Source organism: Paenibacillus aurantiacus (assembly GCF_042431225.1).
Lineage (GTDB): Bacteria > Bacillota > Bacilli > Paenibacillales > Paenibacillaceae > Paenibacillus_Z > Paenibacillus_Z aurantiacus.
Map to the genome: position 1 here is coordinate 247,799 of NZ_JBHMDO010000034.1, position 19,488 is coordinate 267,286.

Below are 19,488 nucleotides of genomic sequence, written 5' to 3' on the forward strand. Positions count from 1 at the left end.
CTTTCACCTTACGAGACCCGTGCCGCGAATCTTAATCTTAACCTTAACGTTAAATTGGATTTCCGGGTACAGTTTCTGCCATGCTTCCCACTCCCCCTTTGGATCGTGCCGAGTAGCCCGGTAGCGGAGGCCGAAGCCGATCGGGTCCGTATTGGCCTTCTGCAACTTGACCAGAAGCTTCTCGTACTCTTCTTTCATCCCGTTCTCCATCGCTTGTTCCAAGGTATGCCATTCCTTGTCGAATATATTAAAGTGCGACTCTTCCACTTCGCCTTTGATAGTGACATGCATGACGATTTGGGGCTCGGCATTCGAAGGCGTTCGAATCTCATAGTTCATCCTGTAGTTCTCCACATTGATCACGAAGGGCTGATCATCGATGTTCCCGCGTACGGCGAATCTGGAAAAATGGCTCATCATCTGATTTAAGAGATCCGTCTCTTCAGGCGCAAGCTCCAGGGCAATCTTACTTTGATCGAGTAATACCATCCGATCCATCTTGAACGTATCGCCGGCCGCTTCGATGACCGGCAAGAAAGCATCCATGCCACGTGCTTTATATCTCCGGTAATAGTCATAGAGATAGATCGGAACGATATAAGGAGACTCGGTGCCTTCCCGGGAGAAGCTTAGGATGAGCGCATTGTTGGGGATCCGTTCGGAAGGAGGTTGTACCCCGAGTACTTTCTTTGCACTCGGCTCGCCTATGGCCAAATAGGTGATTTGCTGCACATCTCTTCTTCGCACCAGCCAATCGACGGCGTGCGGCATTTCTTCTGCCGCGAATGATTTCCCGAAGATGACGATCTTGGCGTGTCCAAAATCGAATTCCTTATCCACCTTCGATTTCATGAGACGCACCGCTTCCGCAATGGTATCCGCCTCTTCGGTTACCATTTGGGATTTCGCTTGTCCAGGTTCGATTTTGGGCGTCGGAATGACAAGCTTCAGGGTCACCCGATACATCTTAGTTTTGCCTTTATCAATGCCGATGGCAATGACAAAAAAACGCTTGTCCATATCCTTGAAACCGCATCCGGATAACAACAGCAGCAGCGTACAAGTCAGGATCAGTACAAACCTACTTCTCCACTTCATGCTTCACCCTCCACGAGATCCATACCACGAGCCCCACCAGCAACATCTCCGAGGTAAAACGCAAGGATAACCAAAACTTCGTAAATTCGATGAGCTGCTTGTCATTGGTCAACAACCCGCAAATACAGGTGATCACCGAGATTGCGATCGCAACCACCCAGTTGGCGATAACTTTACTGCGTTCACTCGTTTCGGTTATGGAAGGAACGCTGCTCCTCATCAGCAATAATGCGATATTCCACGTTAATGTAATGAACAAGAGCGAGAATGAAATATAAATAAACAGAAACAAGTAAACGACCCGCTCAATAAAGCCATACTGCATCCGAAGCGTATCGACCGCGCTGATCCATGTATACAGATAATCGCCTACAGCCCGCTCGCCGAGCAGCGCGATCGGAATAAAAAAAGAAATCAACAGGACGCTTGCGCCAATTAAAGGAATGAGCCATAGCTGTTTGATTTTGCTTTTCTTAAACATTCGGTTGTAAATGGATAAGTTGATATACCCCGTAAAAGGATAAGTCGCCGCCGACAAAGCCGTCCATGACGGTTTGTGAAATATATAGTCGGTAAATATGCGCACGGAATCCCACTCGATGAACGGACTGGAAACCGATTTGCCCATGATGAAAATAACGAGTGGTATATTGATCAGCATAATGACTTCCAAGATGCCGATGATCGCAAGCGGCCTTCGTGTCGCGGCCCAGCAGCACATACAGCAGAAGCAAACGAGGATAAGCATATGGCTGGTCTCCGGGCTTAAGAAACGAACGACAATAAAAGAAAAAGCAATCAGGATGATGGAACCCGAAATCGCCCACATCAAAAAGAGATACAACAGGATCGGGATGCGGATATATGGAGGAAGGACCGCGGCGAATAATTCAGGAATGCCCTTCCCAGGATGCCGATTCATAGCCCATATAAAGAGAAACGAAAGAATCGTGCCTAGAACGATTCCGCAGAAGACGGCCGTCACTGCTCCGTTGTAACGTTCCTCCAAGAGAATGCGCGGCACGAAAAAAATCGTATTGATTAGCATGCCAATGAGAAAGAGATAGAAAAAATAACGGCTTCTCAACCCGAGCCCCCCTCTTTATATCCTGACACGTCCTGTTCATTGAGAAACAGCTTCAAATAGGGCTGTCCAAAACTCCGAAGATTGGTACAGTATATTCCGATCCCGAACACGCCCGTAATTAGTCCCGCAATCCCGAAGAAAGCGGCCAGTAAGATGAGCGGATATTTGGCCAACCGAAGCGCGAAGCTCATCGTATTGATCGGAATGAGAAAGTTCGAAATCGCGACTACCGATGTCACGATAACCATAATGCTGCTTACAAGCCCCGCTTGCTGTGCTGCTTGTCCAAGAATTAGTCCGCCTACCGTTGTCGCCGTTGAACCGATATAACGCGGTAGCCGGAGGCTCGCCTCAATCAGCGCCTCGATGAGAAACATCATAATAAAAACCTCAATATAAGAGGGAAAGGGAACGGCTGCGCGGCTGCCCGCGATGGAGATCGTGAATTGAAGACGGAATATCTCCGGATTGTATGAGACGATTGCTACATAGAGCGCAGGCAGCATGATAGTCAGGAATATCCCGATGTAGCGCAGCATCACTAAAAATTTCGTCACCAGCGCCGGCAAGTACAAATCGTCCATCGCGGAAACAAAATCAAAGAATACGGCAGGCCCAATGAGCGCAAAAGGCGTTCCATCGATAATGAGCACGACCTTGCCCAGCGCAAGATTATGGGCAGCCCGATCCGGACGCTCGGAGGTAAGCAGCGTGGGAAACCAGCGAAAGCGTGTCCCGCTAATCAGCGCATCGATTTGCCCTGCAGCCTGAATCATGTCCGCATCGACGCTGCTTAGTTTGGCTCTGAAATGACGGATATGGGTTTCGTCCGCACGATTGGTATCGTACACGAAGTAACAGGATGTCTGGGATATGCGCCCCAAACTTAGATGCTCTGCAGTGAGTTCTTTGTAGGGATATCGTTTGCGGAGCATCAGCAAATTCGTATCCGCGTCCTCGCTAAAAGCATGCTGCGACCCTTGGAGTGTCGTTTCGGTAGCAGCCTCATTGGGCGAATTATTAATACTCTTCGAAGCGTTAAAGGTATAGAACGTGCCGGCAAAGCGAATGACGGCTTTTCCTAACAACAGTTCCTTGAGCAATCCTTGCTCATCTTCCACTTCCGAAGAAGAGAGCACCGAGGAGAGAATATTCCGAAAGGCCTCCGCAGACTCGCAGGTTCGGAAAGGATGGACCACTTCTTTATTGAGCACCGATAAATCCACCATGGAGGCATGGTAGAGCAGCTCGATATGCAAGGTGCCATTGTCCAATTGCTCGTATTTAAAGTCTGCTGATCGCTGCAGTGACTCCAAGGCGGAAAGATCCATCCGTTTCACCTGCTTTCATTTGATTACAGTATGGGCTGTTGAATATATTTTCTGTATTTTTTTGGTTAGTATCTCCAAAGGCAAGCGATGTATCCCTCCTTGCAACTCGCGGACAGCTATCGTCGACGATTAGCTTTGAACAGAGGAACAGCGGCAGCCTTGGACTGGAATGAAGTCCTAGACTGCCGCTGTTTGATTTAACGAACTTACGTATAACTTCTCCCTGCTTCCCCAACCTGCAACCGCCTCTGAAGCTAACCGTCGGTGAGCTTCGAGGGTGGACTAGGATTCCGAGCCGAACATCTTCGTCCCGCGAGGCTGGTCGCCGCGGTCGTCCGGTTCGAGCGTGATGCCGATCGTATCGAAGGTCAGCTGATCGGACGCAATTGGCATCGAGAGCACGCCAATCCCCCGCATCTTCTCCTCGACCCGGAATGTACCGGCGCTGCGGCGCTGGCCGTTCTCGACGAGCCATACTTGGTACGCTTCCTTGCCACGTGTCGCTTTCGCCCCGAATACGTAGACGATAAACTGTCTGCTGCTCCCATTATCGACGAGGCAAGCGACCCCGTACGTTTGTTCCCCTTCCTTAAGCGCGACCGGCTTCAGCGGTATGAGCTGCTTGATTTGCGCAGCTGAGACCGACAACGCCTCCTCTAGCGTCGGAATCGAAGCTTGGCGCTGCTCATTCAGCTTATAGCCCCAGAATGCGCCTGCCAGCAAGAAGACGAGAAGTGCGGCCACCCAGGCGCTGATGCTTCGCAAACGGGATCGCGAGTTCCGCCTATTACTGGCTGCGGCTGCGGTTGCATCTGGCCGTGGCAGATTCTCCGTGCGAGCAATCTCCTGCCGAGGTTGCGAAGCAGAAGCCGAGTCGGCGGCCATTACCGCATCCATCACCTGAATCTTCAGATCGGCCGGCGGATCGATGATCTCCATATTTGCGGGAAGCACCTCCCAGATCTCTCGCAGCTCCGCCAATTCTGCCCGGCATTCCGCGCAGGATACCAGATGCGCTTCGAAGGCGCTCGCCTCCTCGGCTGTGCATGCGCCGGAGATGTAGTCTAGAACGAGACTGCATCTATCGCGGCTTACGTTATTGCTCATCTTGATACCTCGCCTTCTGCCGTCAGATGCCTGCGTAATATTTTTAAGGCTTGATGAAGCCGGTTCTTCACCGTGCCGAGCGGCTGATCATACATGGCAGCCAGCTCGCTTAGACTGTAGCCTTGCCAATAGAAATGTTCAACGAGCATAATCTGCTGGCTCGTCAAGTATTGATACGCATCGCGCACTTGAGCCTGCAGCAACCCGCGCTCGTAGCTGTCCTCGGGCGACGGGCTTTGTCTGTCGGGCAGCTGCTGGAGCTGCTCCCAGGGCACGGGCTGGCGGGCGCTCGTCTCTAGCCGATGCTTCCGAATCCAGTCGGTCGTCATGTTCCGCGTAATGGTCAGCAGCCAGCTCGTGTAGCGCCCTTTGGCCGGATCATATTCCGACCCGGTGGACCAAAGCCGCATGAAGACGGATTGAACAATATCCCTCGACGCCTGCTCATCCTTCAGCGCCTTGAACGCGAAGGAGTAGACAAGCGGGGCGTATCGGTCATAAAGGATGGAGAGCGCCTGATGCTCTCTGTCCTTGATCAGCTGCATCAGCTCATAATCGGATCGTTCCCGCATCGTTCTACCCCTTCGCTTAAAGTGTTGGAACTCGAGTGCCGGATGTAAGCTGTTCGCCTACCCGCTCTTGACTGTAATCGTCCCTGTCATGGCCGGGTGAGGCAGGCAATAATAGCTGAATTCCCCTTCCTTGTCGAAGGTGACGGTCAACTCTTCATCTTGGCCGAGCAGCTTCGTGTCGAACGATTCGTCGTCGGCTGTAGCGCTATGCTTGACGGCGTCCCTGTTGATGAACGTGACGGTATCGCCCTTCTTCACGTCAAGCACGGCTGGGGAGAAGGCAAATTCGACGATCTCCACGATATGGTTTTTCGCTGCGTCCTTGGCGGAATCCTTCCTGCTATCAGACGGCTTCGGCGGCGCGGATCCCGGTTTCGCCTTCGGCGGAGTTGTGGGGACCGCCGCGTTGTCCGATTTGGCATTGTTCGCGTGCTCGTGTCCAGCACCTGTTGTGTGGTCCTGGTTCGAAGCGCCCTTGTCTTCGGAATGGGTACCGCTAGCCTTCGCGCCCGATGAGGAGCTGGCCGTCCCCTTGCCTGTGCTGTCAGCAAGCGCAGGTGTATCGTCCGTTTTATTATCCGATGTGTCGTCTGTCTTGGCATCCGACTTAGGATCTGAACCTTTACTAGTGTTGGCCTGGACGTCGGTTTTCGACGGTGAGGCGGTTGAATCGGTTGAATCGGTTGCGCTTCCCGCTGTGCCCGAGCCGGTATCGGCTGTCGTCCCCGAACCGGAACCTGCATCGTTCGGCGAAACCGGTGCATCCTGTTCCCCAGCGTCTCCGTCCGTCGAAGCGGTGTTTGTGTTGTCGTCCAGCATCGCGCCTTCCGTATGCGATCCGTCTATATGCTGGCTGTTATTTGCGGATGCTGCCTGCTGCGGCGCATGCTGTTCGTTCGACCCGCAAGCCGAGATCGCAAAGACGATCAGCAGCAGGATGATCCCGATGCCCAATAACCGTTTTCCGCGCTCCTTCATCGCTTGTGCCTTCCTCATGTGACGATGATTTTCCCGGTCATGAATTTCTTATGCGGCTCGCAATAGTAGTCGTATGTCCCTGCTGCCCCGATCGTGATGGTATACGATTCGTCTTGCTTGAGCAGCGGCGTCGCGAAGCTGCCGTCAACGGCGACTGCGTTATGCTCCATCGAATCATGGTTGACGAAGGTGATTTTCGATCCGGCTTCCACGGTGAGCGGCTTCGTGCCGAAGGAGAAATCTTTAATATCGATCGTATACGTCTTCACCGCGGCGGCGGCCGTCGTTCCGGTGAATTGAACAGGATCGATCACGTACCACACCTTGTTCACGCCTTGACCAAGCAGATCGCCATGCGCGGTATCTTTCAAGAAATAATAGAGCGGATAACCTTTGAACGCTGCCTGCATGCTGCCATCCGGGCGTGTGATCATGCCGAAGTCGGCGGCGGTCAGCGTCGATGGGACCGAACCGTCCACGGCGTCGTAAGCCGGCCAATTCACGAGGCAGTTCCCTTCGCATACGCTCGCATTCTTCGGATCCTTGTCAAAATAATACAGCGTGCGGCCGTAATCATCCGTCAAGTAGTTGCCCGCCGTCGCCGAAGTGGCCAGCATGACGCGGTAATCGGACTTGGCGATGAACCATACGCCGCCGACGGCTTCGCCCAATACATCCCCAGCCGTTGTATCCTTCGCGAAATAATAAAGCGGCCAGCCTTTATACATCCATTGTTTCTGTCCGTCGTTGCGCGTCAGCACGGTGAAATCGTTCTTGTTCAGAGACGATGGAATTTGCAGATGCTCATCATAGAAGATCGGCCAATTCTTCAGACACTCGCCTTGGCAGGCATTCACATCGGCAGCGTCCTTCGTGAAGAAATACAGCGTCATACCGCTCTTATCGGTGAATAGCGTACCGAGCTTCTCGTTCGTCTGCAGACCGATCCGCTCTCCTGGCGGCTGAGCGGCAGCAGCATCAAGCACGCCAGCGGCCTGCAGTTTCGAGAACAGCGTCGTTCCGTCAGCCGTCTGGCCGGCTAATGCTTCAACAAGCGCCGTCGCGATATGCGCGTTCGTTAGCGTTGCCGTCCCGGTAATTTGGTAAAGTCCTTTGGACCTCGCGAACGCTTCGGTGTCGGCATAGCGGAAATCCTTCCCCGACTTATAACCGAGCGCTTCCAACAGCACCTTGTAGAACTGCTGCGCGCTGATCGGGTCGGCCGGTTTGAACGAACCTGCGCCGGAGCCGTTCCAACCGAGCTCAGGATGCGCTTTCAAATAAGCGAGCACCGATTGATTCGATGCATTCACTTGATTGGCGTCCGTGAAATTCGCGGTACCCTTGAAGTCCGTCGCTTCCTTCAAGCTTCCCTGCAGCCGGAGCGAGATAATGGCGGCCTGCATCCGCGTTGCGCTTTTGCCCAAATACGATGCATCGACGCCGTTCCCATCTCCGATCAAGAGCCCCAGCTTCGCAGCCGTCTCCGCATCGGTCTGAACGGCGGATGATGAACCCTCCTCCGCCCCGAAGCTCTGCGACGGCAAGTAACCAAGCATACTCAGGCAGATGACAAGCGATAGCATGATCGAACGTTTCTTTGTCATGACGAACAACCTCCCTCAAAAGTATCCTTCCATTAGAAGGAAACGCAAGGGAGGTCTAGGCGGTTTGATGGCGCGCGATTTTTTTTTGGCGCTCTTTGATATGGGTTGATTCTGAACAACAAAAAAAGCCGCGGTTACGCGACTTTTTAAGCATGATTGTCCTAAGCGCCCGACAGTTCTCGTTATCTGCCGGGATAAAGATTATTGTCGGTCTATACGATTGGCGAATGTGAAGTATGACGTTCGTGCGTGTAATCCACAAGCGCTTCCTTAGCTCGCTGGACATCATCCTTATGGACCTGCAGTTTCAAGGCAGAAGGTTGACCTGATGTGTTCATGGCGCCAGCGGCAATGCCGGACGCCGGCTGACCGTCCAGCTCGCGGACGCGGGATCGAATGCCCCGTCCGTGTAAATACGCATGTTTATCCTGTAATTCCTCCGCTTGATTTCCAGATGCGGTCAGAACGGTTTTCCAACGGCTAGCGCGGATCAGAATGGCAGCTGCAATCACGAACACAGTGGCACCAACGATAATCAGAATTGCATTCATCGTCACTCACCTCTTCGTTCCGGGGAAATTCCCCTGTTTCCCATACCATAACCATCACCGATTCGTCGTGAAACAGCTGGTCAAGTCCAATCTTAGTTTGAACTAGCTCCTTTAGAGATCCGTTACTGCGCCTTTAGATGCTGAGGTTAATGATGGCCGCCATGAGCCGCTTCGTCGGGCTTAGCAGCGTTTTCCATTGCGATTAGCTGCTCCACCGCTTTAGCACCAACGGCAATGCGTTTGGTGGGTAACACTTTATCGCCATTGGTGTCTATGAGGGATTGAACGTAATAGATCCCCTCTTCTTGAATACGGTGCGATACCGAATAGACACCTGGCGAAGTTTCAGCGGCCTTGACGGTAACGGCCGCATCCCGTTGCCCTTCCGGCCAGAACACGAAGTCGGCTTGAGCAGCACCTCCCACCGGCTCCCCGCCTTTGAACACTTCGACGGAGAAGTCGCTATCCGCACCGACCTCAAGCTGCTTCGGCAGCTGCAATTTTACCGTGAGGTGCGAAGGCAATCCGGATTCGTCCAATTCGGGAATATTCGCTGTGCAGCCGAATAGAAGAACGGACAGAAGCAGCATGCTGCCCAGCGAAGCGAACCGCCGTAACGTATATGTCGACACTAATAATCCCCCCTATACAGAAAACCAGTGGCGCAATGGTTTCACCCTATGAATGATCAACGCGTCTAGCACCAGGACGACGAGGATCGATATCCCTACCAGCGGCATGACGATCCCGCATACGAGCATGATTAGCGTAACGCCGATCGTCACCTTCTTGTTATCGTGCCGATTCGGCGCTCCCAGCTTACCGTCCGGTTTGCGTTTCCTCCACATCACATACGAGCTGGCCGCGGTCAAGATAAGGCCCACGCAAGCTAACAAGCCAAGCAGTTGGTTCGCGAGTCCGAACAGTCGGCCTTCATGGAAGGCGATGCCGTATGTAATGGCTTGGGCCATGATGCCATAATCCGCGAAACGAACGTCGGTTAACACGGCGCCGCTATATTGATCGAGATGCAGCGTGGCATTGTTCCCTGGTTTGACATGCGAGGTCGATACGGTAAATACTCCGGTTTCGCCTTTGGGCAGCGTGATCGTGTAGGGCTTCGCTACGTTCTTCGCATCCGCGATCCCGGCGATCTCATCCGAGGTTAACGTGATATATCCACCAATTGCAGACTGGGGAAGCGGCAGATTCTCGGCTGCCCAAGGCAAATCCTCAGCCGCATCTTTGGCGACCGTGACGGATGACGGCTTCGCGCCGAAGCTGTAAGCATAAGGAGGCGTATTGGTATTCGTCGAATTGGCGAGCCGGTCGATCTGTGGTCCCATAATGCCAGACCAAGGCAGCCCGCCTGCGATAATAACGATTAGCAGCAACGAGATCCAGAAGGCGGGCACCGCATGAAGATCACGCCAGAATAGCCGGCTGCCGGGCTTGCTTAGTCGTGGAAGAATCGTTCCCCAGATGGAAGATTTGTTGCGCGGCCACCACAAGTACAGACCGGTTGTTAACAAGATGACGGCCCAGCATGCGGCCAGCTCCACAAGACGATTGGCGATGGTACCCCCAACGACGAGCTCGCTGTGAAGCTTCTTGAAGAACGATGCGAATGTCTTGTCCGTGTCTAGCGTACCGAGCGCTTCCCCGCTGTATGGATCCACATACATCGTGGTCGGCGTCCCGTTCAGATTGACGGACATCGGATAGCTTGCGTTCTTCGCATCCGTTAACGTAATGGAGGATACCTTCAAATTAGGATTGTCGGCTTGCACCTTCTCGATGATCTGTGCCGACGTTAGACGCTGACTGCCTACTTCGCGAACGACCAGCATGTCCTTGTACAGATAACCTTCGATTTGCGGTTTGAACAAGTAGACCGCGCCGCTGAATGCCAGAATAATTAAGAATGGAGCAAAAATAACGCCAGCATAAAAATGCCATCGCCATACGGACTGGTAAATCGTTTTGCTTAACCCTTTCGATACTCTTTTTGTTTCCCCGGCACTCATGAATCAACATCACCTCTCGCGCAGATATCGAATCTTCGATAACTATAGCGCATGGGGATTGGATGCCGGATGACTCGACTGGGCTATGTGGAGCAAAAAAAATACATTATGGATTCCGCAATATCCCTTTCGATCCTTGGCCCGTAGGTATAAAACGATCAGTATGATAGGCGTAAGTCAATTGATCCTGGAGCGGTTCACCCTGCAGCAGATGCTCGCTTACAAGCTGTTTCCCGCTCTCGGGCGTCATATTCTTGTACCAAGTTCCTTCGGGATACACGATGACGACACAAGCGTCCTCGCAGCGGCCATTACATTTTGTGCGCGTGGTATGAATCCGATCTTCCGCTGCGTGATGCGCGATCTCTGCTCGGATTGCATGCGTAACTTCGTCCGCCTGTTGACGCGAGCAGCTTCCCCCATTGCATATCAACACATGATGCTTCGTTCTCGACAAATCCCAAGTTCCCATGTTGTTTCCTGCTCCTTCGACTCTCGTGGATTAGCACTACCTATATCTCTTCTGCCAACAAAAAAAGGCGTCCTTCCCCGTGAAATAAGCATAGGGAAAGACGCTTTCATCATTTGATAGGATGACGATTCATCTAACACTCCCTATCTCTCGTAGGTACAATAGTGCTGTCAGAACAGGCAGGTCTCCTGGCTCCGGAATCATCGCATGGCAGCAGCCTTCCCGATCAGAGTTGATCAGTGGCTGGATCGAGCTGCCTGCTCCTCCGTTACAGTGGCGGGACCGCGTCGGCATTGCACCGAACTTCCCTATTAAGTCTGACCGGCAAGCATGTTGGCCGATCAGACACCTGTTCCCGAATATGCAATTAGAGTAAATCCATTACTCCCCTATCATAGTCGACCGTTCTAGCGAACACAACAGCCGATACGCAATGTTATTTCCAATATCGTGTCATTGGACAAATCGACCTAAACATACCATTCAAGAGTCGAGAATAGAGGAGTGAGTGAAGTTGAATGCCTTTGTAGCGCGTTCGCTTGAAGAAATCAGGTTCTGGTCACGTATCATGAAGGAACATTCCCTCTTCCTGAAACTGGGGTTTCGTTGCGAAGATACTCAACTCATTCAAGAAGCAAACAAGTTTTATTCTATTTTTGAGCATATCGAAGCGCAATCGCATGCGTTCACGATTCAGACGGACCCCAACCAGATCAGAGCCTTCAACATGGAAGTACACAATGCGGTATCGCATATATGGGTTTTCAAGCGTAAGGTACTCGGGCTAATCCTATCTTGTAAGCTTCCTGGCGCCAATAATTTCCCGCTTCTCGTCGATCACGTTAGCAGAGAAGCCAATTACTTCAGAAATCGTCTATCAGAGCTTAATAATGGACAGCTAGAGCCGCTCGCGGACGCCATTATCGATGAGAATGTATTCTTCCTAAAAATTATGGCTGATCACGCCAAATTCATTGGCCATTTGCTTGACCCGTCCGAACGAAAATTAGTCGAGCAGGCACGTGAATTCAGCCATGATTTTGACACGCTGCTGTGGCAAGCGCAGGACTTAAGCTCCATGCGCCCTCAATCGCAGACGCAGCCTTTACTGAGTCAATTTCTTGATCAGAATCGCGTCTCGGTGGAGAGCTTGCGTGATTTCAAGAAGACCGCTCGAGATCTTATTGAAGCTTGTCGGATCAAGAGCATCATACATCCTTTGCTAGCCGATCATGTATACCGGGAAGCCGAGCATTTCTTGACGATTATTGATATGTTCGAGAGTCATTTGAAAGGTAATCCTTCACATGAAATGGACCACCATAACGCTTGGCATTGACCGACGCAGGAAGGCAACACTTCTTCTACGTTACCGCTTGTCAGTCTGTCCATGCTTGTGAGCCTCAAGAGATCAGGATAATCAGAAACAGGCTGAGACAACTGCTCTCAGCCTGTCTCTGTTATTCCCGTACTGGCCATGGTGCCGCAATCCACGATCGTCTTGCCGCCCATTCGTCCGACTTCTACTTCCCCTGCTCCTCAATCACCTGCTCGATCCCCAATAGAATCAGCTTCAATCCGAACTCAAATGCCCGATCAGACCCCATCAACTCGAAAGTCCCGCTCTTGTACATGCGCCGAAACATTCCTGCATCCGCCTCGCTCATGGCGTCCAGAAGGCGGGTCATCTCTCCGCTCGGAAGCTCTCCCTGCTCCTTCACGATCGCGGTCACATTGCGCTGATGCTCATAAGCGTCCAGAACAAAGTAGAACACGTAGTTCAACAGCGTAAGCGTCGCTTGAAACTTCTGCTCCTGCTCAAGCGGCGTCGATTCCATGCAGAGCAGCAAGCGGTTCGTGAACCGAATGATGTCCGGCTCGTGGGGCAGCGTCATCATCATGAGCTGCGTGGAGCAGGGATACCGGCCGAGCACGCTTCGCACCGTTACCGCAAGTCCGGTCAACTGCTCCTTCCAGTCTCCTTCGGAGTGGAACTCCTCCACAATGATTTTCGACACCTGGTTGGCGAGGCGCTGATAAAGATTATGCTTGCTCTTGAAGTACCAATACAGAGACGGCGCCTGAATCCCCAGCCGGTCGGCCAGCCGCCGCATGCTGAATTTCTCAATCCCCTCTTCCCCGAGAAGTTCCCACGAAGCTTCAAGAATTTTATCCTCCGAAATCTGAGGCTGCTGTTTTTTCATCCGTATCCGCCCTTTTATCTAACAGTGTAAGTTTGTGCTTTACATGCTTCTAGGTTCATGATATCATCTAACACTGTAAGGCACAACCTAACACTGTTAGAGGGACGACAAATTCATCCAGAAAGTAGTGACCCACATGGACGCAGAAAACCTACATTATTTTAAAAAAGCCCCAATCGCAAAAGCAGTAGCATATTTCGCTGTTCCGATGATGCTAGGCACGTCAATGAGCGTCATCTATGCAATCTTGAATGCCTATTTCCTTGGCACGCTCCACAATACCGCCATGTTAACTGCACTTGCGCTTACCTTACCTTTATTCGCGGTCATCATGGCGCTTGGTAACTTGATTGGTATGGGCAGCGGTACATTCATCTCCCGCCTGCTCGGAGAGAAGAAGTATGAGAATGTTAAACATGTATCTTCATTCGCCTTTTACAGCAGTTTAGCGCTCGGTCTTATCGTGATGGCCGTGGGTCTCCCCTTGATCGATTCAATCGTCGATAGCTTGGGGGCAACGCCTGATTCCTTCGGATTCACGAAAGACTATGTCACGATTATGCTTATCGGTTCGCCATTCGTCGTCCTATTCTTCACGCTGGAGAATATCGTACGCTCGGAAGGCGCAGCTATCACGTCGATGATCGGCATGATACTGAGCGTGGTCGTGAACATTATTCTCGATGCGCTCGCCATCTTTGTCTTCCATTGGGGCGTGATCGGCGTTGCGTCTGCTACGGTCATTGCCAACTTGGCAGCGAGTGTATACTTCGCCTTCCATATGAGATATAAGAGCCAATTCTTGACGGTCTCCATCAAATGGTTTAAGGCGAATAAGGATATAATGGGCAATGTATTCAAAATCGGGGTACCCGTGTTTGTTATGAGCATCTTCTTAGGCGCCATGTCGCTCATCTTAAACCATTATCTTGTCCAATATGGGGATCAATCTGTAGCGGCTTTCGGAATTTCATCCCGTCTATTGCAGTTTCCTGAGTTTATTCTGATGGGGTTATGCGAGGGAGTCGTGCCGTTAATTGCCTTCTCTTTCACCGCGAATAAATTGCGCATGAAGCAAACCATTGGATTCACGATCAAGACGATTGTAGCGTTAGCCGTCATGTTTGGCGTCATCGTCTATCTGATCTCCGACCATCTAATTGGCTTATTTACGAATGACGCGCAGTTGATTGAAATGGGCAGCTACATTCTGCATGTGACATTCTTATCCTTGTTCATTACGGGCATGACCACCTTGTTTACGGGGATTTTCCAAGCAACCGCGCAAGGCACTGCCGCGTTTATTATGTCCGTTATTCAAGGCATTACGCTGATTCCTGTCCTTTATATCGCCAATCGCTTGAATGGTTTCCACGGGGTAGTCTGGTCGCTCGTCATTGCGGATGCCGTCGCATTCCTGGTTGGCGCTGCCATGCTGTATTTTCTGCGGAATAAACTGCAGCCGGATATGGAAAGTTTAGTCCACTAGTGATTTCACATCCCAGAAAGCAGGATTGGGTATTCCCGATCCTGCTTTCTGCATATATAGATTACCGCATCTTTCCCTGGGGAATAATAACTGATGCATGGAATAAAACTTCGAGAGGGCTTCTTCTCACTCACGGAACTAACGTCTTAACACGCTAAGGCTATATTCTCGCCCGAACTTGGGTGCTAGCGCGCCCCATATCGTCCCGATCGCCATCTCTACCTTCGCCATCGCGTCCTGGCCGCCGACGTCAACCGGATCGAGTCCGATCTCCGCCGCCAATTGGGCGACGACTGCCACTGCCGCGGGGTCATCCCCGCTTATGAAAGCCGTGGCGCGTCCACCTTCATAATGCGGATTCGCAAGCACTTCCCACGGCAGCGTGTGGAAAGCGCGGACGACGCGCGCATTCCGGGCAAGACGCCGCACTTCCGCGTCCGCTGACGCGCCATCGTAACGGTTGGTGCAGTTAATGAGGATCTTGCCTTCCAGATCGCCCGCCTCAGCCAGCACACGCTCGACATCATCGGGCAGCACAGCGAGCAGGATTACCTCGCCGAACGCAGCCGCTTCCTTGATCGTGCCCGCCTGCGCGTGTGCGCCTGTATCCTGCAGCAAGCGCTTTATCTTCTCGCTATGCGGATCCCGCGTACCGAACATCACATGATGACCGAGGGCTGCCCAACGTCTGCCTAATGTTCCGCCCATGTTCCCAGAACCAATCGAGGCGATTTTCATTTTGTCACCGACTCCCTCTCCATGATGCCGTTGTAGAAATCCAGCTTCTCTCTTGTCTGTCCAATTATGTTCGCGAGGGCTGCATGCTGCGCTTCCATTCTAACCAGATGCTCCGTGAGAATCTGCGCTCGGCTCGTAATGACTTCCCGATCTTCGGCGCTTAGCGGCAAAGGAACATTCGCGAAGCATCGCCCTTCTTGCAGGAACGCCTTCATCTCTTCTAGCGACAACCCTGTCTTCTTCAAGCAGTGCAGCGATGCAAGCAACCGCACGTCTTCCTCGCTATACGCCCTTAAGCCTCCCGGCCCTCTCTCGGGCGGTCTGCTCAAGCCGATCTTCTCGTAATATCTGAGCGTATCGATGCTGAATCCCGTCAATTCGGCTGCTCGCCCGATCGAATACATGCAATCGCCTCCACTTCCTGCTCCTGGATTACCCTTATTCTAAGGGCTGGAGACGCCTCCAGGTCAATACCTGATTTGCGGTCAACGATCGGCATTAGACGGAACATCGCCAAAAACAAAAAAGCCGCGGTTAAGCGGCTCCTAAGCATCTGTTCACAAATAACGGGCGATACAACGGACCATCTCCGCCGGGAATCGCGATAGATCCGCCATATCCAAATATCGGCCATCGCCATAAATCCGGTTAATGATTTCTTTATCGTCGCCAATGGCCGCCGCTAAGAAGCGCACGCCTTTGCGTTCATATTCCCCGATCGTCTGCTGGATGTCCAGAAGAGCGGCCTCGCCGGTATAAGCCTCCATCGCTTTGGGCTGACCATCGCTAATGCTGATGAGCAGCTTGGTCTGACCGGGAGCGGCGGCCAGCCGATCGGCCATGATCCGCAGCGCCATGCCATCCCGATTGTTGCCTCTAGCGCGTATGCCCATTAACCGATACCGGTCATTCGGATCAGGCTTCGCGAAATCCGCGTACGAATAGATGGACATCTGTTCCAGCCGCGAGAGGTCCGCTGTATCCCCCGCGATGATGACGGGAATGTCGCACAGCATGCAGAATTCATAAATCGCGATGGCGGCAAGCCTCGCAGCTTCCAGCCTTCCTGCGGCATTCATCGATTTGGACTCGTCGACCCGTACACCTACGACCAAGGAAGGCGCTTCGGTAGGCGGACGTTTCTTGGCAAAATGCCGGAAGTCCACATACGCCAGACTATCCGCCCGGAACTTGCTGCCATAATAGTGACGGCTGGCGTAATCCACCGAAATCTCATGCTCGAGGAGGGGCATCGTTCGACGGGCAATCTCCTGCACGACAGGCAGCAGATCCTTCGCTTGACGTTCAAATGCGAGGCGATCCTCTGGCGTAATTTCCGGTCGATGTACGATCAGCTTGACGTTCTTATGCGCGGAAGGGGCGATGATGGCCCGTGCTTCTTGATTCAACAGCTTGCGGAATGCCTTTTCTTGCTGCTTCTGTTCCTCGTCTTGCACCAGCGGATCTGTAGCGATTGCGTATGACAGATTATCGCCAAGGGTGCTTCGCGTCCCCTCGTCGGACTTCTCGAACTGGATTGGCTGCAAGGCGGCGCTATCGTCGCTCTCAGCAGACATGAGCAGGGCAACTCCGGAGACTGCTGCATCCGCGTCGAAGGCGACATCCTGATGTTCGAATTCACCGGCAGCCGTTAATTCAAGCTTCCCGAGAAGTCGTTTTTTTTTACCGAATCCTCCATTTGTTCCAGCTGTGCCAGCAGTCCGCGAGAGCGCAGCGCGTCTTCCAGCAGCTTGATCTCATCCGGGTCGGTCGTGATTTTGTAGATGACTTTATGGTACATGGCTTCGGTCACGGGAATCCCGGCTGCAACGGCATCGGTCCAGTAGAAATACGAACGCATCCCGGCCACGCCTTTGATCGCATTGGCCTTGGCCGCTTGATCCAATGTCATGATCGCATCGGCTAATAGCCCTAGAACCGCTTGATCCTCGTATCCGACCATGGCCATCGCTCGCTCGATCATCACGTCCTTCGTGGGCATATCCATCCGTTCCGTATGCTGAACACGGTCCCGCAGCGCTTCGTTCAACGGCTTGGTGCCCGCGTAACTCCGGTTCGTCGTGATGACGACCATGAAATCGGGATGCCGTCGGATGATTTCGGTCGGCAGATTGATGCTTCCATCCTGCTCCAAGGCAGAATTCAGCGCCATGAGGACCGAAGCATCACGGATGACGTTCGGCTCTTGAATCTCCAGCAGGTACCCGTTCTGGTAAGCTCTCACGATCTCGGATGGGTAGAACCGGTACTCGACCGGCGCAGCCTCCGCATCCTCCGATGGGTCCCCTTCTGCCCTTGTCATGACCGGTAGGATCGCCCCGATAATATCCGATTTGTCCATATCGGCGAAACAAGTGACCTTGGTATAAGGCAAGCCGAACGCTGCGGATAACGCCTTCGCCAATTGGGTCTTGCCCGATCCGGCGTCGCCTTCCAGCAGAATGGTCGAGATCTTCATCTCGCCCCGGTTCCAGTTCCGCTTCACCTCTTCGCAGATTCGCTTCTCGGCTTGGCTGACTTGATGCGAAGCGGGCTTCTTCCAGATGAGCGCGCGCTCCAGCTCCGTTAATTCCCGTTCTGGAGATAAGAGATAAGGTTGATTATGATGCATTGCATTCACTACTTTCGTTCAAGATGTCTAATTAATAGCCCAGTTCTTTCAGGACGCGGGACAGCGTGCGCAATCGCTCGCCGATCATCTCCCCATTCTGGCTAAGCGCCTGGTTGAACGACTGAATGTCCTCCAGGATATTCGCATTCGCCGTGCAGACGGCCACGTTCATTGCACTCCCCTGAAGTCCGATTCGATCTAGGACAGGCTGTTCGGGGTCGAACAGATGTTCATAAATATAGGCTTCGTTAAAATGCTCCATGGAGCGGCAGATCAAGATCGCTAGATCAAGCACGCGATGCAAAGGCAGCTCTTCGGATTGCGTAGAGAGTGCGTCCCCGGTATAACGCCATACTTTCGCGGATAGCTCCGCTTGGCGAGGACCACTCTCCGCTGTTAGCCCTAACGAGAGGCATTTGGCATCCAATCGGCCAGCATTGCGGCCGTCTACCTGGTCGTAATGCTCGGCGACGACGACGGGTTTATGGTTAAGTGTATCGGGTATGTTCATTGCGTTTACCTCCAAGGATTAATAAAGTTAACGTTTATAAAAAATGACCTTAGCATACGGTTATTATAGATATTTTCCGATAATAAATCAAACATAATATATTTTCGTCTAGTACATTGGATGTATTGACGCGATTGTGCCTCTGTCCTCTCCTGAACACGCCCATTCTGCGTCAGGCTTGCCGTTTCAATGTCCTGATGCCCCTTTGGATCCGAATATCCTCATGGAACGGGATAAGAACACACTGATAAAAACACAAAAAAAGCCGCAGCTGCGCGACTTTCTCTGGTCTATTTGTTCTTGATGATTGGATTAATCCTCCACAATCGCAACCGGGCGCGCCCAGCCGGCGCTTCCCTTCTCCACTTTGACGGGGAAGCAGCTCACCTTGAAGCCGAACGGCTTCGGTATTCGATCCAGATTAGCCAGCTTCTCGATCTGACAGTATTCCCGGTCTTTGCCGACGTAATGTGCCGCCCACAGCACGCCATCGCGCGGTTCTGCTTTATATGAGGCAGCTTGCAGATTGAGCGGGATATCCCAGCCCCAGCCGTCCGTGCCGACGACCTTGATGCCCTGATCGAGCAGCCAGACCGTCGCCTCGGCGGAGACGCCGGCATGAAGATAAGCGTAGTGCTCGTGATAGAGCCGTTTGTCCGCATCGCTTCGGATGAGGACGATATCCAGCGGCTTCAGCGTATAACCGATCCGGTCCAGCTCGGCCATGAGATCTTCTGTTGTAATTTCGTAACCCGGCGGCTTCGAGCTGAAGTCGAGCACCACGCCGTCGGCATAAAACCATTCGAGCGGCAGTTCGTCGATCGTTCGGGCCGGCTTGCCTTCCGAGGTCGGCCAATAATGCCAAGGCGCGTCGATATGCGTGCCTGCATGCGTATTGAGCGTAATGGTCTCCGTCGCCCACGCTTTGCTCTCGGGAAAATCGCTGCTGTTCAGGCCGAGAGCGGCCGCAGCTTGTTTGGCTCCATCCTCATGGCTCGCATACGCAATGGATGCCGGGAGCGGCTCGCGGATGCTCGGACTGATCGGTACGCTTAAATCGATTAGTTTCATCATTTATTCCTCC

20 protein-coding genes and 1 riboswitch are annotated in these 19,488 nt (G+C 52.6%); of the genes, 2 read left to right on the top strand and 18 right to left on the bottom strand.

The genetic code is table 11. The annotated features are described in order from the left end of the window. Positions 1-3: 3 nt before the first annotated feature. The 11 genes from ACFFSY_RS22595 to ACFFSY_RS22645 form a co-directional block, all read right to left on the bottom strand. A complete protein-coding gene (locus ACFFSY_RS22595; RefSeq protein ID WP_377498320.1) occupies positions 4-1,098 on the bottom strand; it encodes a Ger(x)C family spore germination protein in 1,095 nt (364 codons plus the stop codon). Then, a complete protein-coding gene (locus ACFFSY_RS22600; RefSeq protein ID WP_377498322.1) occupies positions 1,082-2,185 on the bottom strand; it encodes a GerAB/ArcD/ProY family transporter in 1,104 nt (367 codons plus the stop codon). Before ACFFSY_RS22600 ends, ACFFSY_RS22595 begins: the two co-directional genes overlap by 17 nt. Beyond that, complete coding sequence (locus ACFFSY_RS22605; protein WP_377498324.1) at positions 2,182-3,516, bottom strand: spore germination protein; 1,335 nt, start codon at positions 3,514-3,516, stop codon at positions 2,182-2,184. Before ACFFSY_RS22605 ends, ACFFSY_RS22600 begins: the two co-directional genes overlap by 4 nt. 282 nt (positions 3,517-3,798) lie before the next feature. Next, complete coding sequence (locus tag ACFFSY_RS22610) at positions 3,799-4,623, bottom strand: anti-sigma factor domain-containing protein (protein WP_377498326.1); 825 nt, start codon at positions 4,621-4,623, stop codon at positions 3,799-3,801. Further along, entirely contained in the window at positions 4,620-5,195 is a 576-nt protein-coding gene (locus ACFFSY_RS22615) for an RNA polymerase sigma factor (protein WP_377498328.1), read from the bottom strand. The genes ACFFSY_RS22610 and ACFFSY_RS22615 overlap by 4 nt, the downstream gene beginning before the upstream one ends. A gap of 57 nt (positions 5,196-5,252) precedes the next feature. Beyond that, positions 5,253-6,173, bottom strand: coding sequence for a cupredoxin domain-containing protein (locus ACFFSY_RS22620; protein WP_377498330.1), 921 nt, complete (start codon positions 6,171-6,173; stop codon positions 5,253-5,255). 14 nt (positions 6,174-6,187) lie between these two features. Then, positions 6,188-7,780: a plastocyanin/azurin family copper-binding protein gene (locus ACFFSY_RS22625; RefSeq protein WP_377498332.1), complete on the bottom strand. Its 1,593-nt coding sequence runs from the start codon at positions 7,778-7,780 to the stop codon at positions 6,188-6,190. Positions 7,781-7,992: 212 nt separating this feature from the next. After that, positions 7,993-8,331: a hypothetical protein gene (locus ACFFSY_RS22630; protein ID WP_377498334.1), complete on the bottom strand. Its 339-nt coding sequence runs from the start codon at positions 8,329-8,331 to the stop codon at positions 7,993-7,995. A gap of 146 nt (positions 8,332-8,477) precedes the next feature. Beyond that, positions 8,478-8,963: a FixH family protein gene (locus tag ACFFSY_RS22635; RefSeq protein WP_377498336.1), complete on the bottom strand. Its 486-nt coding sequence runs from the start codon at positions 8,961-8,963 to the stop codon at positions 8,478-8,480. A 12-nt stretch (positions 8,964-8,975) separates the two neighbouring features. Beyond that, entirely contained in the window at positions 8,976-10,358 is a 1,383-nt protein-coding gene (locus ACFFSY_RS22640) for a PepSY-associated TM helix domain-containing protein (RefSeq protein WP_377498338.1), read from the bottom strand. A gap of 106 nt (positions 10,359-10,464) precedes the next feature. Further along, a complete protein-coding gene (locus tag ACFFSY_RS22645) occupies positions 10,465-10,830 on the bottom strand; it encodes a (2Fe-2S) ferredoxin domain-containing protein (RefSeq protein ID WP_377498340.1) in 366 nt (121 codons plus the stop codon). Between the two features lie 161 nt (positions 10,831-10,991). Further along, a riboswitch (cobalamin riboswitch) is annotated at positions 10,992-11,198 on the bottom strand. A 146-nt stretch (positions 11,199-11,344) separates the two neighbouring features. On the opposite strand from ACFFSY_RS22645, the gene ACFFSY_RS22650 reads away from it, so the two are divergent. After that, positions 11,345-12,169, top strand: coding sequence for a DUF2935 domain-containing protein (locus ACFFSY_RS22650; protein ID WP_377498342.1), 825 nt, complete (start codon positions 11,345-11,347; stop codon positions 12,167-12,169). Positions 12,170-12,353: 184 nt separating this feature from the next. Here the strand turns inward: ACFFSY_RS22650 and ACFFSY_RS22655 are convergent, their stop codons facing one another. After that, positions 12,354-13,034 (bottom strand): TetR/AcrR family transcriptional regulator, encoded by a 681-nt coding sequence (locus tag ACFFSY_RS22655; protein WP_377498344.1) that lies wholly within the window; start codon positions 13,032-13,034, stop codon positions 12,354-12,356. Positions 13,035-13,170: 136 nt separating this feature from the next. On the opposite strand from ACFFSY_RS22655, the gene ACFFSY_RS22660 reads away from it, so the two are divergent. After that, positions 13,171-14,523, top strand: coding sequence for an MATE family efflux transporter (locus tag ACFFSY_RS22660; protein ID WP_377498346.1), 1,353 nt, complete (start codon positions 13,171-13,173; stop codon positions 14,521-14,523). Between the two features lie 138 nt (positions 14,524-14,661). On the opposite strand, the gene ACFFSY_RS22665 is transcribed toward ACFFSY_RS22660, so the two are convergent. From ACFFSY_RS22665 to ACFFSY_RS22690, 6 genes are all read right to left on the bottom strand, one after another. Beyond that, the gene (locus ACFFSY_RS22665) at positions 14,662-15,261 is read right to left on the bottom strand and encodes an NADPH-dependent F420 reductase (RefSeq protein ID WP_377498348.1); all 600 of its coding nucleotides are present in this window, start codon (positions 15,259-15,261) and stop codon (positions 14,662-14,664) included. Then, positions 15,258-15,665, bottom strand: coding sequence for a MerR family transcriptional regulator (locus ACFFSY_RS22670; RefSeq protein ID WP_377498350.1), 408 nt, complete (start codon positions 15,663-15,665; stop codon positions 15,258-15,260). The genes ACFFSY_RS22665 and ACFFSY_RS22670 overlap by 4 nt, the downstream gene beginning before the upstream one ends. 153 nt (positions 15,666-15,818) lie before the next feature. Then, complete coding sequence (locus tag ACFFSY_RS22675) at positions 15,819-16,838, bottom strand: vWA domain-containing protein (RefSeq protein ID WP_377498351.1); 1,020 nt, start codon at positions 16,836-16,838, stop codon at positions 15,819-15,821. Positions 16,839-16,912: 74 nt separating this feature from the next. Further along, positions 16,913-17,893 carry an AAA family ATPase gene (locus tag ACFFSY_RS22680; protein ID WP_377498353.1) on the bottom strand — a complete coding sequence of 327 codons (981 nt, stop codon included), beginning with the start codon at positions 17,891-17,893 and terminating at the stop codon, positions 16,913-16,915. A gap of 31 nt (positions 17,894-17,924) precedes the next feature. Then, positions 17,925-18,404 (bottom strand): DUF6530 family protein, encoded by a 480-nt coding sequence (locus ACFFSY_RS22685; protein WP_377498355.1) that lies wholly within the window; start codon positions 18,402-18,404, stop codon positions 17,925-17,927. A gap of 312 nt (positions 18,405-18,716) precedes the next feature. Next, positions 18,717-19,475, bottom strand: coding sequence for a cyclase family protein (locus tag ACFFSY_RS22690; RefSeq protein ID WP_377498410.1), 759 nt, complete (start codon positions 19,473-19,475; stop codon positions 18,717-18,719). Positions 19,476-19,488: the final 13 nt, after the last annotated feature.

Coding starts and splice junctions, on each gene's coding strand:
- ACFFSY_RS22595 (WP_377498320.1), bottom strand. CDS start 1,098: ATGAAGTGGAGAAGTAGGTTTGTACTGATCCTGACTTGTACGCTGCTG.
- ACFFSY_RS22605 (WP_377498324.1), bottom strand. CDS start 3,516: ATGGATCTTTCCGCCTTGGAGTCACTGCAGCGATCAGCAGACTTTAAA.
- ACFFSY_RS22610 (WP_377498326.1), bottom strand. CDS start 4,623: ATGAGCAATAACGTAAGCCGCGATAGATGCAGTCTCGTTCTAGACTAC.
- ACFFSY_RS22615 (WP_377498328.1), bottom strand. CDS start 5,195: ATGCGGGAACGATCCGATTATGAGCTGATGCAGCTGATCAAGGACAGA.
- ACFFSY_RS22620 (WP_377498330.1), bottom strand. CDS start 6,173: ATGAAGGAGCGCGGAAAACGGTTATTGGGCATCGGGATCATCCTGCTG.
- ACFFSY_RS22625 (WP_377498332.1), bottom strand. CDS start 7,780: ATGACAAAGAAACGTTCGATCATGCTATCGCTTGTCATCTGCCTGAGT.
- ACFFSY_RS22630 (WP_377498334.1), bottom strand. CDS start 8,331: ATGAATGCAATTCTGATTATCGTTGGTGCCACTGTGTTCGTGATTGCA.
- ACFFSY_RS22640 (WP_377498338.1), bottom strand. CDS start 10,358: ATGAGTGCCGGGGAAACAAAAAGAGTATCGAAAGGGTTAAGCAAAACG.
- ACFFSY_RS22645 (WP_377498340.1), bottom strand. CDS start 10,830: ATGGGAACTTGGGATTTGTCGAGAACGAAGCATCATGTGTTGATATGC.
- ACFFSY_RS22655 (WP_377498344.1), bottom strand. CDS start 13,034: ATGAAAAAACAGCAGCCTCAGATTTCGGAGGATAAAATTCTTGAAGCT.
- ACFFSY_RS22660 (WP_377498346.1), top strand. CDS start 13,171: ATGGACGCAGAAAACCTACATTATTTTAAAAAAGCCCCAATCGCAAAA.
- ACFFSY_RS22665 (WP_377498348.1), bottom strand. CDS start 15,261: ATGAAAATCGCCTCGATTGGTTCTGGGAACATGGGCGGAACATTAGGC.
- ACFFSY_RS22670 (WP_377498350.1), bottom strand. CDS start 15,665: ATGTATTCGATCGGGCGAGCAGCCGAATTGACGGGATTCAGCATCGAT.
- ACFFSY_RS22675 (WP_377498351.1), bottom strand. CDS start 16,838: ATGTCTGCTGAGAGCGACGATAGCGCCGCCTTGCAGCCAATCCAGTTC.
- ACFFSY_RS22680 (WP_377498353.1), bottom strand. CDS start 17,893: ATGCATCATAATCAACCTTATCTCTTATCTCCAGAACGGGAATTAACG.
- ACFFSY_RS22685 (WP_377498355.1), bottom strand. CDS start 18,404: ATGAACATACCCGATACACTTAACCATAAACCCGTCGTCGTCGCCGAG.
- ACFFSY_RS22690 (WP_377498410.1), bottom strand. CDS start 19,475: ATGAAACTAATCGATTTAAGCGTACCGATCAGTCCGAGCATCCGCGAG.